This window comes from Vicinamibacterales bacterium (genome assembly GCA_035699745.1).
GTDB lineage: Bacteria > Acidobacteriota > Vicinamibacteria > Vicinamibacterales > 2-12-FULL-66-21 > JAICSD01.
Map to the genome: position 1 here is coordinate 61286 of DASSPH010000018.1, position 14811 is coordinate 76096.

Below are 14811 nucleotides of genomic sequence, written 5' to 3' on the forward strand. Positions count from 1 at the left end.
CGATTATTAGAGCATGAAACTCCCGCCGGGCGCGCGCTTCCCGACCATCTGCATCCACGCTGGACAGACGCCCGACCCCGGCACCGGCGCCATCATCACGCCGATCTTCCAGACCTCCACGTACGTCCAGGAGGAGCTCGGCCGCCACAAGGGGTTCGAGTACGCGCGCACGCAGAATCCGACCCGCGCCGCGCTCGAGGCCAACCTCGCGGCGATCGAAGGGGGCGCCGCGGCATTCGCGTTCGCCTCCGGCATGGCGGCGATCGACGCCATCACCACCCTGCTGGAAGCCGGCGACCACGTCGTCGTCACCGACAACACCTACGGCGGCACGTTCCGTCTGTTCGACAAGGTGCTGACCCGCTACAAGCTCGAATTCACCTACGTCGACACGTCGAACCCGGATCTCGTCGAGCGGGCGATCCGCCCGAGCACGAAGATGCTGTTCGTCGAGACCCCCACGAACCCGGTGCTCCGCCTGACCGACATCGCCGCGACGGCCGCCGTCGCGCACCGCCACGGCCTGCGCCTGGTCGTCGACAACACCTTCGCGAGCCCCGCGGTCCAGCGTCCGATCGACCTCGGCGCCGACATCGTCACCCACAGCACGACCAAGTACCTGAACGGCCACAGCGACAGCGTCGGCGGCGTGGTGATCGCGACGCGGGAGGACGACGTCGCGTGGCTGCGGTTCGTGCAGAACGCCGCCGGAGCGATCCTCAGCCCGTTCGACTCCTGGCTGGTCCTCCGCGGGACCAAGACGCTGATGGTACGGATGGCGCAGCACAACGCGAACGGCATGGCGCTCGCCGAGTTCCTGTCGACCCACCCGAAGGTGAAGCAGGTGATCTACCCGGGACTCGCCAGCCACCCGCAGCACGATCTCGCGAAGCGTCAGATGAAGGGCTTCGGGGGGATGGTCTCGTTCGACGTCGGCACGTTCGAGGCGGCGCGCAGCGTGTGCAATCGCGTGAAGCTGATGTCGCTCGCCGAGAGCCTCGGCGGCGTCGAGACGCTGATCAGCCACCCGGCGACGATGACCCACGCGTCAGTGCCGGCGGAACGGCGCGCGGCCATCGGCCTGACCGACAGCATGGTCCGGATTTCCGCAGGGATCGAGGACGTCGCCGACCTGATCGAGGATCTCAGGCAGGCGCTGGACTAGCGCGGCCGGCGTGTCAGCCAGACGCGGATGACCTCGACGATCATCGGCAGCACCGAGACGAACACGATGCCGATCGTGATCAGCGAGAAGTTGTCGCGGACCACCGGGATGTTGCCGAACGTGAAGCCGGCGCCCATGCAGAGCCCCACCCACAGGAGCGCGCCGGTCACGTTATAGAAGGCGAACGCCGGGTAGTTCATCGCCCCGGCTCCCGCGACGAACGGCACGAAGGTCCGCACGATCGGCACGAACCGGCCGAGCACCACCGCCTTGCCGCCGTAGCGCTCGAAGAACTCGTGCGCGCGCTGCAGGTGCGACCGGTTCAGCAGGCGGTGCGTCCAGTGCGCGGTATCGGTGGCGCTGAACGCGCGGGGGCCGACGTAGCGGCCGGCCGCGTAGTTGACCGCGTCGCCCAGGATCGACGCCGCGATCAGCAGCCCGCCCGCGAGCCAGATGTTGAGCACCCCGGCTCCGGCCAGCGCGCCGGTCGCGAACAGCAGCGAGTCCCCGGGCAGAAACGGCGCCACCACCAGGCCGGTCTCCGCGAACACGATCGCGAAGAGGAACCCGTAGACCCAGGTACCGTAAAGCTCGACGAACTCGAAGAGGTGCTTGTCGAAGTGGATGACGAAGTCGATTGCCTGTCGGAAAAAATCAATCACGCTGTCGATGTCCGCGTGGCTTCGCCTATCCAGCGCAGGTAGGCCTCGTTGCCGTCCACGATCGGCAGGACGATGAATTCGGGCACGTCGTAGGGGTGCAGCTCGCGCACGCGCTGCCACAACGTGGCGACGCGCTCCCGCGACGTCTTGAGGAGAAGCTGCCGCTCGCTGTCGCGCTGTACGCGCCCTTCCCAGCGATACACGGACTCCATCACCGGCAGCAGATTGACGCACGCGGCGAGCTGCGCCTCGACCAGCGCCGTCGCGAAGGCGGCCGCATCCGCGTCCGCGGGGAGCGTGGTCAGGATCAGAACGTGCGGCGTATCGGTCATCCGGTGGATTTTCGGTCTAATGGCCGGGATGCATCCGGCCGAAACTATTGTACAAAGGAACGCTCGTCGGCATGGTCCAGGCTCCCTCCCCACCCCCACTCAGACGGAAGAAAGCGGTGCCCGCGGCGCCGCCGCCCTGGACCCCTCTGCGCGCGCGGCTGCTCAACTATGCGCTGGTGTTCGTCACCGTCGTCCTCGTGGTCGACGCGCTGGTCGGCGACAAGGGGCTCCTGGATACCATGCGGGCGCGGCGGCAGCACGCCGAGATCAGCGACGCCATCGGCCGGCTCAAGCAGGACAACGACAGGCTGCGGGAGGAGATCCGCCGCTACCGCGACGATCCCGCGGCGATCGAGGCCCTCGCCCGCGAGGAGCTGGGGCTGATGCGCGAGGGGGAGCTGCTGTTCATCGTCCGCGACGTGAAGCCGTTCGACAAGAACCAGGGCAAGCCCACGGACGCCGCTCAGCGTAAGTAACCTCTCCCCTGCAGCGCCATCAGCAGCACCGCGGACGCGGTCCCATCCATCGTCGGCTCGTTCGTGGCGTAATCCTGCCAGTCATCGTGGTAGACGGCTTCGGGGCTCTGGAACGCCGCAAAGGCGTCCGGCCGCGACAGTGAGACCCCCTTCAGGGACGCCAAGATCGCCTGCTGGACGGGACCGTCCACCAGCCCGCCCGGCACGCTTTCCTTCCGCAGCTGAAACCACGGGATGTGCACGTCGGACGGCGCGACGGCGCCGATCCCGGTGAACATCGACGTCCCCCACGGGTTCACGCCGAAGAGCCAGTCGCGCTGGCGCGTGCTGAACGTCCGGAACGTGCGGCGGCCGGTCATCCGCTCGTACATCACGCCCTGGGTGGCCAGCGCGACGACGAGATTGTTGGAGCACCAGACGAACGGCACGCCGATCTGCCAGGGATTGCGCGCGCCGGCGGCCGCGGCGGCGTCCAGCCCGGCGCGGTAGTACGCGGCGCCGGCGCCGAGGCGGAAGTGTCCGGCGTTCATGAACGGGTAGAACTCGTAGTGGAGGGCGGTCTCGCGCCCCATCCACGACGTCGCCCCGATGATCTTCGCGTACCGCCGGGCATCCGCGAGGTAGCCCGCCTCGCCGGTGGCGCGGTGCAGCTCCGCGGCCCCCCACTCCATGTCGTCCGCCCAGGTGTTCTCGTTGTAGCGATACGGCGCGCCATACGAGTTCCCCTGCTGAACCCCTTCACGGGCGCGGCCGAGCGCGTAGACCTCGCGGCCGGCGCGCAGACATCGGGCGGCGAATGCGGCCTCGCGCGGATCCCCCTTCCAGATCTGGTAGGCCAGCGCCATCGCCGCCGCGTAGCGCCCCGCGATGTTGGCGACGCCGTTCGACTCGCTCTTGAACTTGCCGAGCCCCTGCGGCGCCCCGGTCGCGAAGTACACCGCGCGATAGCTGCCCTTGCCCCAGCCGTAGTCGGACTGGTCGTCCTGCGGCAGCCGCCAGCCGCTGTGATCGCGGTCGTCGCCGACCATGTGATACAGCTCGCCGCGAGCGGGGTGCAGCCGGAGCAGCCAGTCGAGCCCCCAGCGCGCTTCGTCGAGCACGTCGGGGCGGCCGTTCCCCCCCGGCTGACCGAGATCGTTGGTGCGATCCCTCCAGATGCGCGGAGCGATGGTGTAGGCGAGCAGCAACTGGGCCGTCGCGTTGCTGGAGGTGATCAGGTACTTCAGCGTGTCGCCGGCATCGTGCCAGCCGCCGTGCGCGGGCATGAAGCTGCCTGCGGGGCGCGGCCCCTCCACCGTCCGCCCGTCGAACCGGTGACAGACGACATCGAGGTACGGGTTGTAGCCGCAGCGCTGCTGCCGCATGAACCCGAGCATCGCATCGGCCGCCTCGGCGAACACGTCCGCGCCGATCCGAAACGGATGCGAGTCCGCGGCGCCGGGAACGCGGATGCGGTACCGTCCCGGCCGCTGCAGCGCCGAGAAGTCGAGATCGGCGTGGGCTGTGAACGCTCCCCACCGCTGCGCGGCAGAAGGGGCCGGCGCTCCCCGGAACGCGACGCCGCCGCGCTCGTCGATGATCTCGAACCGCTCCGGCAAGGGGGCGCCGCCGAAGATCACGCCGATCTTGGCATCGTCCGGCAGATAGCCGAGTTGAGAGGCGCGGGCGAAAATCGGAGGCTGCGCGGAGCCTGCGAGGGAGGCCAGGGGCGCTGGTCCCGCGGGCGCCAGTACTGCGAGCAGCGCCGCTGCCAACCGCAGGACGAGTGCGCGACGCACCTCAGATCTTTTCCCGCTTGACCTGATCCCAGGATACGGAGTCGACCCCCGCGCCTTCCGCCATCAGCTGCGCGCTCAGATCGTCGAGCGAGGTGCGGGGATCGAGCCAGGTGTGGTACTTCACCCTGATGTCGTTCTTGCCCTGCGAGATCTCGCGCGGCTCGAACACGACTTCGTTGCGCACGAGCACCGCCTCGACATGGCGCGTCGGGAACTGGCGTCCGGGGGCCGACAGTTCGACCGACATCAGCCGGGTGCGCTGGGTGGCCATGCGCTCGAGCACGAGGAGCGCGATGCACAGAAACGCCGTCGCCAGCCCGGCGACCGCGAAGGCGCCGAGCCCCGCGGCCATTCCCAGCCCCATCAGGAGAAAGAGAATCGTCACGTCCTTCGGATCGTCGACCGGCGTGCGGAAGCGGACGATACCCGCGGCGCCGGCGATGCCGAAGGCGCGCGCCAGCGAGTTGCCGATGATGATCATCATGATCGCGCCCGACACGCACAGCAGGATCTGGGCCTGCTCGAGCGAGCGCGGGCGGTCGCGCGACACCGGTTGATGGATGGCGGTCACCAGGGCGCCGATCAGCGCCGCGGCGATCAGCTTCGACAGCTCGATGAACGGATGGCGACTGACCGGACTCGAAGCCATCGCGTCCGCCTGCTGCAGCGAGTCGGACACCGTCTGGATGCCGGCGAGCTCGAGCGGCCAGCGCATTCCGATCCAGACCAGCACGGTGCAGAGCACCGCGCCGGCCATGAGCACGCGGACGGTGTGCCACGGCCAGGCCGCGAGCCGCGCGGCGTCAACCGAGGAATACGTCTCGAAGATGGCGGCCAGGCGCGACGCCTCGAGGACCCGCATCACCGCCGCCGACACCGCCGCCAGGCGCAGGCTGCCGCCCAGGCGCTGGGACGTGGTGTGGGCGCGCACCAGCGCGCGGATGCCGGCGCTGTCGATCGCCGTCACGCTCGCGAGATCGACGATGACGTCGCGCTGTCCGCGCCGGAACGTCTGCTGCAGCTCCTGCTCGAGGGCTTCCGCCGCGCCGCCGGCGACGAGCGGCTCCTGCGGCGAGAGTACCAGGCGAGTCACGGCTGGACGAGTAGGGGCTGCCACGGCTGTATCGGGTGCGCGAACTATACACCGAGGCGGGCCGCGCCGGTTATCATGCCCAGTCCATGGTCGATCTCCTGCGGTCGGACATCCGCGACGCGCTCCGCGGATTCGTGCGGAACCCGGCCTTCCTCCTCGCGGCGGTGTTCTCGCTCGCGCTCGGCGTCGGCGCCAACACCGCGATCTTCAGCGTCGCGAGCGCGCTGCTGCTCCGGCCGCTGCCCTATCCCGAGGCCGACCGCCTGGTGATTCTCTGGAACCGCTCGCCCGGCCTCGGCATCAGCGAGGACTGGTTCTCGACCGCCCAGTATTTCGACGTCAAGAACGCCGGCTCGGGGTTCGAGCAGGTCGCCATCGCCTACGGCGCGAACGAGAACCTGACCGGCGACGGGCGCGGACCCGAGCGCATCAGCACGCTGCGGGTCTCGTCGAACCTGCTGCCGATGCTCGGCGCGCGCCCGGCTGCCGGCCGACTGTTCACCGCCGGGGAGGACACCCAGCTGCCGGCGTCGACCGCGATCCTCGGCTACGGCACGTGGCTGCGCCGCTACGGGCGCGACCCCAACGTGATCGGACGACGCCTCGAGCTCAACGGGCGCGGCTATCAGATCGTCGGCGTCCTGCCGGAGTCGTTCTCGCTGCCCCACGAAGTGATGCCGACGCTGGGCAACGCCGCCGGCGCCGACATCGTCATCCCGCTCGCCCTCGGTCCTGCCGCGGCGCGGACGCGCAACCGCGAGGACTACAACATCATCGCCCGGCTCAAGCCCGGTATCGCCGTCGCGCAGGTGCAGCAAGAGATGGACGCGCTCACCGCGCGGCTGCGCGGCGAGTTTCCCGATTTCTATCCCCCGAACGGCGGTCTCACGTTCGGGGTCGTCCCTCTTCAGGAACAGGTCGTCGGCGGCGTCCGCCGCCCCGTCGCGCTGCTCGGCGCGGCGGTCGGATGCGTGCTGCTCATCGCCTGCGCCAACGTCGCCAACCTCCTGCTGTCGCGCGGCGTGAGCCGTCAGCGCGAGATCGCGGTGCGCGCGGCGCTGGGCGCCGACCGGCGGCGGATCGTCCGGCAGCTGCTCACCGAGAGCGTGCTCCTCGCCGTCGCCGGCGGCGCGCTCGGGCTGCTGCTCGCGCACTGGGGGCTGCAGTGGATGCAGCTTCTCGGCGCCAGGAGCATCCCGCGGCTGCGGGAAATCCGCATCGACAGCGGCGTCCTGCTCTTCACGCTGACGGTGTCGCTGCTCTCGGCGCTGCTCTTCGGCCTGGTGCCGGCGCTCCGCGCGGCAAGGCTCGACCTGCAGACGGAGCTGAAGGACGGACAGGGGGCCGCCGCGGGCTTCGCGTCCTTCACGCGCGGCGGCCCGCGCCAGCGCACGCGCAAGGCCCTGGTCGTCGCGGAACTGATGCTCTCGGTCATGCTGCTGGTCGCCGCCGGACTGCTGATCCGCAGTTTCGTCCGGCTGCAGGACGTCGCACCCGGATTCAACCCGCAGGGGGTGCTGACGCTCGAGGTGACGCTGATGCCGCCGCGCTACGCGGACACCGCGAAGGTGGCGGAGGCGTACCGCGACCTGTGGACGCGGCTCGCCCGCGTGCCCGGGGTGATATCGGCCGGCGGCGTGTCGTCCCTGCCGTTGAGCAACATGATGGCCTGGGGTCCGATCACGATCGAGGGGCGCGCCGTCTCGGCCGGCGAGCGGTTCATCAACGTCGATCAGCGGGTCGCCGCGGCGGACTACTTCAAGACGATGGAGATTCCGCTGAAGCAGGGGCGGCTGTTCACCGCCGAAGACACCCGGGAGACGCCGCGGGTGGCGGTGATCGACGAACGCATGGCGCAGGCGTTGTGGCCCGCCGGCGACGCGCTCGGCAAGCGGTTCCGCACCGGCGGCATCGACGCCGCTCCCGACGTCCCGTGGATCACCGTCGTCGGCGTGGTCGGCTCGATCAAACAGGACGCGCTGGATGCGGATTCGCGCATGGCGGTCTACTTCCCGCAGATGCAGCTGACGCCGCGCGGCATCACCATTGTCGCGCGCACCGCGGGGGATCCGTCCGCGGCGGCGCCCGCGGTTCGCCGCGAGCTCCACGACATGGATCCGAACCTCCCGGTCTACAACGTGAAGACGATGATGACGCGGGTGGACGAATCGCTGGCGCGGCGGCGCTTCTCGATGCTGCTGCTGACGATCTTCGCCGCGCTCGCCGCCGGCCTCGCCGCCGTGGGGATCTACGGCGTGATTGCGTTCCTCGTGGCCCAGGGCGCGCGCGAGGTCGGGATCCGCATGGCGCTCGGGGCCACGCCGCGCGGCATCGGCATGCTGGTGCTGCGGCATGGACTGGTGATTGCCGCGATCGGACTGGGCCTCGGCGTCGCCGGCGCGTTCGTGGTGACGCGGCTGATGCGCAGCCTGCTGTTCGGCGTGGGGGCCGCCGACCCGGCGACCTATGTCGCCGTGTCGATCTTCGTCGCCGCGACGGCGCTGGCCGCCAGCTATCTTCCGGCGCGCCGCGCCGCCCGGCTCGACCCGATGCGATCGCTGCGCTGAGGCACGCCGGCTGACCGTCGCGCGCTACGGGCGGGGCTTGACCGTCACCGGCTGGGCCCACGCGATCTGGCCGTTGCTCTCCAGCACGCGCGCGCGCACGTAGCCCTCGTCCCCCTTGAACGCGTAGATCGCCGTCGGCTCGGCACGTTCGGCCAGCAGCCGCCCGCCCCTGCCGATGAACTGGATGCGGTACTTCGAAAACGTGCTCGGACGCACGGCGATGCGGATCGCCGCCGGCGTCGCTTCGTATTCCGCCAGCTCCACGCCGGTGGAGGCGTAGAAGTCACCGCGTTCCATCGCGTCGAGGATCGCGCGCGCCTCGAGGCGCGCCGCCCGCACCATCACCCAGCCGCGCCCCGGGCCGGCGACGTTCGGATTCCCCGGCTGCCTGAACACGTGCGCGTCGTCCACGGCGATGCCGTACAGCAGAACGCCCGCCGAGAGGATCGTGTCCCAGGCCTCTTCGAGGCCGGGCACGCCTCCGCCGCCGACGTTGTTCACCTGCGGATGGCCGTTATAGATCTCGAACAGCTTGTTGTTCCGGACCTTGATCAGATCGTCCGCCGTCACCGCCCACTGAAAGTTCGGGTGATTGATGTGCGGCACGCCGTCTGCCTTGCGGATGGCGTCGACGTTGCGCTGCAGGACGTCCGCGACCGAGGTCCCCCCCTGCGGCGCCACCTCCGCGCTCACGTCGAGCCCGTTGACGTGGAGCGGCTTCGTGCCGAACCGGTCGGTGACTTCCTCCCCCTTGATGACGAGGAACCGCTCGTCGGCGCCGTGCAGCGCGCTCAACGCCGACGTCGCCGTCAGGAAATTGTGGTCCGTCAGGACCAGGAACTGATAGCCGTGCTCGCGATACCACCGCACCACGTCGTCCGGCGTGGAGTCGCCGTCGGAGTTGAGCGTGTGGGTGTGGGTGTTGCCCTTGTACCAACGTTTGGCGGCCGGCGCCTGTCCGGCCGGGTTGCCGGCGGCCAGCGTGGCGCCGAGCAGCAGCACCAGGAGCGCAGATGCCTGGCGCGGAGGCATCACCGTGCCGCCGCCGGCAGCCGCAGGAAGCGCGCTGCGTTGTTGTAGAAGATGTCCCGCTTCTGCGCCGCCGAGAGGAACGGCGCGTCTTCGATCGTGGCGATGGCGCGCTCGATCGTCGCCGGCCAGACCATCTGATCGGAGCCGAACATCACCCGCCTGCCGAAGCCGCTCTCGACGAGCGTCTGCAGGTAGCGATAGAACGCCGGCCGCGGCTGGTTGTACACGATGATGCCGACGTCGACGTAGACCTGCGGGTGCGCGTAGAGCACGGCGAGCATGTCGTCCAGCATCGGATAGCCGGCGTGCATCACGTAGACGCGCAGCTTCGGGTGCTTCACCAGCACCTCCTCGAGCGTGAGCGCGCTGTGCAGCCGCGCGCGGTATTTCGGCGCATCGAGGTAGATCACGCCCGGGGGGCCGGTGCCGACATGGATGCCGACGGGAATGTCGAGCTCCTCGGCGAGCCGCCAGTACGGCGCCATCCGGGGATCGTCCGGGAGAATGCCCGCGTACTGGTTGGTGACTTCACCCAGCACCTTCAGCTTGCCCTCGGCGTGACGCCGGCGAAGCGCGGCAACCGTCGGCGTCCCGGGTGTGCCCAGCTGGAACGACAGCGCCGGGATGAACCGCTCGGACCGCGCCGCGATCCACGCATCGACGTTCGCGGCCGGACCGCTCAGCACGCCGGTGATGTTTCGCCGATCCGCGATCGCCAGCGTCTGGGCCAGGACCTCGGCGTCGGTCATCGGCGACCAGATCGGATCCTTGCAGGCCGGCTTCTTGAACCGGGCGATGAACTGGTCGAGATACGGCCCCTTCGGATCCCAGGGAAAGAAATCGGGGAACGGCGCGCACATCGCCATCGGCGGCGGCCCTTGCTCGTCGGCGGCGAGCGCGTGCATGTGCATGTCGATGATCGGCTCCGGCTGCCGCTGGCCGGACGCCGCCGGCGCGGTCAGAGCCGCGCCGGCAGCGACGACGAGGGTGGCGGCGGTGCGCAGCGTCATGGCGCTGGCGACTATAGCGCAAGCGCGCGGGCGACTTCCTCCAGGCGGTCGTAGCTGAGGGCGGCGCCGCGTTCCATCCCGCTCGCGCGCACCATGTCGCGCACCTCGCGCGTCGGATACTCGACAGTGGCGATCAGGCGCGTCTTGCCGTTCTCTTCGGTGAGCACCGACGTCACCACCGACACGGCGTCGGGAAACGGCTCGAAGATCTCGGTGAAGACGACCCGGTCCGGCGGATGGATTTCGCGGTACTCCCCGTAGAAGGCGGCCTCCTCCCCTGTCGGCGTGCGGTTGACGAACCGCCACTTGCCGCCGACGCGGAAGTCGACCTCGCAGACCGGCACCGAATAGCCCTCGCCGAGATTGCCCCACCAGTTCCTGATGTGCTCGGGTCTGGTCATCGCCTGGAAGACCAGCGCGCGCGGCGCATCGAAGAGGCGGGTCATGCGGATCTCGCGATCCGACGGCGTGGTGACGGCGAAGGTGCGGCTATTTCCGGCGAGGCTTGCGGGCATCTTTCTTCTCCTTGGTTTGCAGTTGCTGCAGGTAGCTGTCGAGACGATCGAAGCGGGCTTCCCAGATCGCGCGGTACCGCTCGGCCCACTCCGCCACTTCCTTGATCGGGGCGGCCTCGATCCGGCACGGGCGCCACTGGGCTTCCCGTCCGCGGGCGATGAGGCCGGCGCGCTCGAGCACGCGGAGGTGTTTCGAGACGGCCGGCATGCTCATCGCGAAGGGCTCGGCGAGCTCGGTGACGGAGCACTCGCCGAGGGCGAGCCGCGCGAGGATCGCCCGCCGCGTGGGGTCGGCGAGGGCGGCAAAGGTGGTGCTGAGCTGATCGGTCCGGGTCATTGGTAAACCTGTTAGTTAAATAACCTATCAGTTAAATACACCGCCGGTCCGGACGTTGTCAAGGGGTATCCGCGGCGCCTGCGCGGCGGTATATTCCCCGCCATGACCGACCGCCGCCGCCTGCTCGCTCTCGTGATCGCCCTGACCACCCTCCTGCCGCTGCCGTCGCGGGCGCAGAGCCCCACCGGCTCGATCGAAGGCCTCGTGGTCGACCAGTCCGCCGCCGCCCTTCCCGGCGTCTCCATCACCATCAAGGAATCCGCGACCGGCGTGCAGCGCGAGGCCGTGACCGACAGCTACGGCCTGTTCCGCATGCCGAATCTGCCCGTCGGCGTCTACGCCGTGAGCGCGGCGCTGGCCGGGTTCGCGACGCGCACGCACAACGACGTCCGCCTCACCGTCGGACAGACGATCACGCTCCGGATCGAGATGAGCGTCGCCGGCGTGGCCGAAACCGTCAACGTGCTGGCCGAGACGCCGGTCCTCGAGACCACGCGATCGAACGTCAGCTCCACGGTCGACGAAGTCGCCGTCCAGAACCTGCCGGTCAACGGCCGCAACTTCATCGACTTCGCGCTGCTGACCCCCGGGGTGACGCGGGACGTGCGCACCGGCGACATCAGCTTCGCCGGCCAGCGCGGCACCCTCAACAGCCTCGTCGTCGACGGCGCCGACAACAACAACACGTTCTTCGGCCAGAGCGCCGGGCGCACCGGCTCGGGGCGCGCCCCTTACCAGTTCAGCCAGGACGCGGTGAAGGAATTCCAGGTCAACTCGAACTCGTTCTCCGCCGAGTTCGGCCGCGCCGGCGGCGCCGTCATCAACGTCGTCACCAAGTCGGGCACCAACGAACCCCATGGATCGATCTTCGAGTTCTTCCGCGACAAGGCGTTGAACGCCAACAACGCGATCAACGTGCTCAACAACCGGCCCAAATCCCCCTACCACTACCACCAGTTCGGCGGCACGCTCGGCGGGCCGGTGCGCCGCGACCGCGATTTCTTCTTCTTCAACTACGACGGCCAGCGGAACACCCAGCCGAACCCGGTGGTCATGAACCTGCCGGCCTCGACGCCGTCCGACCCGCTTACGCTCGCCGCGATCGCGGCGCTGACCCCGAAAGCCGAGAGCTGGAATCGGAAGCTCGATCAGGACGTCTTCCTGGTGAAGACGGATCACGAGCTGGGCGGCGGGCAGCGCCTCTCGCTCCGCTACAACCACCAGAACTTCACGGGTCAGGGCTTCGAGAACGGCGGCCTGCAGAACTCCGTCGAGCACACCGGCGCATCCCTGGTGAAGACACGGTCGTTCAACGCCGCGTGGAGCAGCATCGTCCGGCCGACGCTGTTCAACGAGCTGCGCGCGCAGTTCCTGCGCGACAAGGAGCCGGGGGAGGCGAACAGCGAGAACCCGGAGGCCGTCGTCCAGCAGAGCGGCACGACGGTGCTGACGATCGGCCGCAACAACTTCAGCCCGCGCGAGACGACGATCGACCGCATCCAGATCGCCGACACGGTGACGTGGCTGCGCGGCCAGCACAAGGTCAAGAGCGGCTTCGACTTCCAGTTCGACGACATCTACAACTACTTCCCCGGCTTCTTCACCGGCTCGTACACGTTCCGCAGCCTCGCTTCGTTCGCCGGCGGACGGCCGAACGGGCCGAACGAGTTCTACCAGCAGAACTTCCAGGGACCGGGCACGACCGGGCCGGAGACGCGCCCCAATATCCGCGAGTACTCGTTCTTCGTGCAGGACGAGTGGAAGGCGACCAACGAGCTCACGATCAACGCCGGCCTGCGCTACGACCTGATGAAGACGAGCGCGCCGCCGGTGCGCAACCCGGACGCGCAGCTCGCCGCCGCCGACATCGACACGAGCCGTCTGGACGCGGACACGAACAACTGGGGGCCGCGGCTCGGGCTGGCGTGGAGCCCGGCGAGCGCACGCTACGTCGTGCGCGGCGGGTGGGGCATCTTCTACGGCCGCACGCCGTCGATCATGCTCGGCACGGCGCACTCGAACAACGGCATCAACATCGTCTCGCTCACCTTCACGGGCGACGCCGTGCCGACCTATCCGCAGAACTTCAGCGCGATCCCGAACATCGGCACCGCGGCGCGGCCGTCGATCTTCTACGTCGACAGGGACTTCGCCAACTCGCGGCTGATGCAGGCGAACGCCGCCGTCGAGTGGGAGCTCGTGCGCAACACGAGCCTCACCGTCACCTATCTCTTCGTCGACGGCAGCAACCTGCCGCGCTCGATCGACCGCAACCTCGGCACGCCCGGCACGCGCACGTTCACGGTCGCCGGCACCGGCGAGACGTTCCCCTACCACTTCTTCGGATCCGACCGGCCGTTCGCCAATTTCACCCGCGTCATCGCGTTCGAGTCGTCCGCGGAATCGCGCTACAACGGCCTGACGATGGAGCTCAACCGCCGCTTCGCGAACCACCTGCAGTTCCGCGCCGCCTACACTTTCGGCAAGGTCGAGGACACGGTGCCCGACGCCACCGCCGTCGTGCCGGGCAACGCCGGCGACGACGTGAAATACGCGTCCAACCCGGCGAACTTCGACGCCGACCGGACGGCCGGCAACAACGATCAGCGCCACCGCTTCGTGATGAGCGGCGTTTACGACACCAACGGCGTCGCCACCCGCTTCAACGGCTTCGCGCGCGGGCTGGTCGAGAACTGGTCGTTCAGCGCCATCCTCACCGCGCAGTCCGGCCAGCCGTACACCGCCCGCGTCGGCGCCGCCGACCTGAACGGCGACGGCAACACGCGCAACGACATCGCCCCGGGCACCGTCCGCAACCAGTTCCGGCTGCCGTCGATCGTCTCCTTCGATCCACGCATCGCCCGCGACATCCGCGTCGGCGCCGCGAAGCTGCAGCTGATCTGGGAAGCCTTCAACCTGTTCAATCGCGACAACATCTCCGGCGTGGAAACGACGTACTACAGCGTCGCGGGCACGACGCTGACGCGCGGGCCGATTTTCGGACGGCCGACGGCGACCGCCGGCGAGCGCATCATGCAGCTGGCCGCGAAGATCACGTTCTGACGGGCGGCTGTTCCATCCTGGGCCACCGCCGTGGCGCGTTCTGAAACACGCTGGCCGCGCCGGTGACCGCGCGCCCGACGCGGCAACCACGCTGAAAGCCTTATCTTCCGGGCGTTTAGTCTCGCCGGTGCGTACGGCCGATCGGGCTGGCACCTGCGTTGCTCGATTGGCGATCGAACCATCGCCCATGACGCCCTTCGCCAGCTGTTTTCCATCGCCGCGGGCGGCGATGGCCGTCGCCATACCCGCGGCCCCACCGGCGCCCGCGCCGCGCAGCGCCGCGCCCGGCGTCCGGCTGTCCGGGGTCTTCGCCGGCCTGTCGCACGCCCTCGATCTGACCGAAGGCCACCCGCGCGGGCACGCGACGCGCGCGGCGCTCATCGGCCTTCGCCTCGGCCAGGCGCTCGGCCTGAAGAGCGCGGAGCAGACCGAGCTGCTCTATGCGCTCCTGCTCAAGGACGCCGGCTGCTCGGCGAACGCGGCGATCGTCACCGACCTGTTCGGCGGCAGCGATCACGAGGTCAAGCGCGCGGCGTGGCTGCGCGACTGGCGGCGCGTACCGCAGCAGGTCGCGTACGCGTGGGAGTACGTGGGGCGCGGCAGCGCCTTCGCCGCGCGCCTGCGCCGCTTCGGGCGGTTCGCGCGCCTCGGACGGCGCGCGACCGGGGAGCGCATCTTCACCGCGCGCTGCGAGCGCGGCGCCGACATCGCGCGCATGATCGGGCTGCCCGAGCGGGTCGCCGACGCCATCCGCGCGATGGACGAACACTGGGACGGCGGC

13 protein-coding genes are annotated in these 14811 nt (G+C 69.4%); 5 read left to right on the forward strand and 8 right to left on the reverse strand.

Features of this window, described 5'->3' with window-relative positions; genetic code table 11:
• Window positions 1–13 precede the first annotated feature (13 nt).
• Entirely contained in the window at window positions 14–1165 is a 1152-nt protein-coding gene (locus VFK57_03520; GenBank protein HET7694751.1) for a cystathionine gamma-synthase, read from the forward strand.
• Here VFK57_03520 and VFK57_03525 read toward each other — a convergent pair.
• Together VFK57_03525 and cutA are read right to left on the reverse strand one after the other, a co-directional pair.
• Window positions 1162–1827 carry a DedA family protein gene (locus VFK57_03525; protein HET7694752.1) on the reverse strand — a complete coding sequence of 222 codons (666 nt, stop codon included), beginning with the start codon at window positions 1825–1827 and terminating at the stop codon, window positions 1162–1164. The two genes, VFK57_03520 and VFK57_03525, sit on opposite strands and share 4 nt — an antisense overlap.
• Window positions 1824–2159: a divalent-cation tolerance protein CutA gene (gene cutA, locus VFK57_03530; protein HET7694753.1), complete on the reverse strand. Its 336-nt coding sequence runs from the start codon at window positions 2157–2159 to the stop codon at window positions 1824–1826. The genes VFK57_03525 and cutA overlap by 4 nt, the downstream gene beginning before the upstream one ends.
• A 116-nt stretch (window positions 2160–2275) precedes the next feature.
• Between cutA and VFK57_03535 the strand changes: the two genes are divergently transcribed.
• Window positions 2276–2635, forward strand: a complete 360-nt coding sequence (locus VFK57_03535) for a septum formation initiator family protein (GenBank protein ID HET7694754.1) — start codon at window positions 2276–2278, stop codon at window positions 2633–2635.
• Here VFK57_03535 and VFK57_03540 read toward each other — a convergent pair.
• Together VFK57_03540 and VFK57_03545 are read right to left on the reverse strand one after the other, a co-directional pair.
• The gene (locus VFK57_03540; GenBank protein ID HET7694755.1) at window positions 2623–4413 is read right to left on the reverse strand and encodes a glycoside hydrolase family 9 protein; all 1791 of its coding nucleotides are present in this window, start codon (window positions 4411–4413) and stop codon (window positions 2623–2625) included. The two genes, VFK57_03535 and VFK57_03540, sit on opposite strands and share 13 nt — an antisense overlap.
• Window position 4414: 1 nt before the next feature.
• A complete protein-coding gene (locus tag VFK57_03545) occupies window positions 4415–5530 on the reverse strand; it encodes an STAS domain-containing protein (protein HET7694756.1) in 1116 nt (371 codons plus the stop codon).
• Between the two features lie 62 nt (window positions 5531–5592).
• On the opposite strand from VFK57_03545, the gene VFK57_03550 reads away from it, so the two are divergent.
• A complete protein-coding gene (locus tag VFK57_03550; protein ID HET7694757.1) occupies window positions 5593–8073 on the forward strand; it encodes an ABC transporter permease in 2481 nt (826 codons plus the stop codon).
• Between the two features lie 24 nt (window positions 8074–8097).
• On the opposite strand, the gene VFK57_03555 is transcribed toward VFK57_03550, so the two are convergent.
• Genes VFK57_03555 through VFK57_03570 form a run of 4 tightly spaced genes read right to left on the reverse strand, consistent with a single transcriptional unit; the run spans window position 8098 to window position 10967 of the window.
• Window positions 8098–9105: a CehA/McbA family metallohydrolase gene (locus VFK57_03555; GenBank protein HET7694758.1), complete on the reverse strand. Its 1008-nt coding sequence runs from the start codon at window positions 9103–9105 to the stop codon at window positions 8098–8100.
• On the reverse strand, window positions 9105–10115 hold the full coding sequence (locus VFK57_03560) for an amidohydrolase family protein (protein HET7694759.1): 1011 nt from the start codon (window positions 10113–10115) through the stop codon (window positions 9105–9107). Before VFK57_03560 ends, VFK57_03555 begins: the two co-directional genes overlap by 1 nt.
• Before the next feature lie 11 nt (window positions 10116–10126).
• Entirely contained in the window at window positions 10127–10630 is a 504-nt protein-coding gene (locus VFK57_03565; GenBank protein HET7694760.1) for an SRPBCC family protein, read from the reverse strand.
• Window positions 10605–10967 (reverse strand): metalloregulator ArsR/SmtB family transcription factor, encoded by a 363-nt coding sequence (locus tag VFK57_03570; GenBank protein HET7694761.1) that lies wholly within the window; start codon window positions 10965–10967, stop codon window positions 10605–10607. Before VFK57_03570 ends, VFK57_03565 begins: the two co-directional genes overlap by 26 nt.
• A 102-nt stretch (window positions 10968–11069) precedes the next feature.
• Between VFK57_03570 and VFK57_03575 the strand changes: the two genes are divergently transcribed.
• A complete protein-coding gene (locus tag VFK57_03575; GenBank protein ID HET7694762.1) occupies window positions 11070–14030 on the forward strand; it encodes a carboxypeptidase regulatory-like domain-containing protein in 2961 nt (986 codons plus the stop codon).
• 187 nt (window positions 14031–14217) lie between these two features.
• On the forward strand, window positions 14218–14811 hold a 594-nt coding region (locus VFK57_03580; protein ID HET7694763.1), incomplete at its 3' end, for a hypothetical protein.

Bases quoted from the DNA above. Each gene is read 5' to 3' on its own strand.
- VFK57_03565 (HET7694760.1), bottom strand. From the start codon at position 10,630: ATGCCCGCAAGCCTCGCCGGAAATAGCCGCACCTTCGCCGTCACCACG.
- VFK57_03570 (HET7694761.1), bottom strand. From the start codon at position 10,967: ATGACCCGGACCGATCAGCTCAGCACCACCTTTGCCGCCCTCGCCGAC.
- VFK57_03550 (HET7694757.1), top strand. From the start codon at position 5,593: ATGGTCGATCTCCTGCGGTCGGACATCCGCGACGCGCTCCGCGGATTC.
- cutA (HET7694753.1), bottom strand. From the start codon at position 2,159: ATGACCGATACGCCGCACGTTCTGATCCTGACCACGCTCCCCGCGGAC.
- VFK57_03520 (HET7694751.1), top strand. From the start codon at position 14: ATGAAACTCCCGCCGGGCGCGCGCTTCCCGACCATCTGCATCCACGCT.
- VFK57_03575 (HET7694762.1), top strand. From the start codon at position 11,070: ATGACCGACCGCCGCCGCCTGCTCGCTCTCGTGATCGCCCTGACCACC.
- VFK57_03560 (HET7694759.1), bottom strand. From the start codon at position 10,115: ATGACGCTGCGCACCGCCGCCACCCTCGTCGTCGCTGCCGGCGCGGCT.
- VFK57_03555 (HET7694758.1), bottom strand. From the start codon at position 9,105: ATGCCTCCGCGCCAGGCATCTGCGCTCCTGGTGCTGCTGCTCGGCGCC.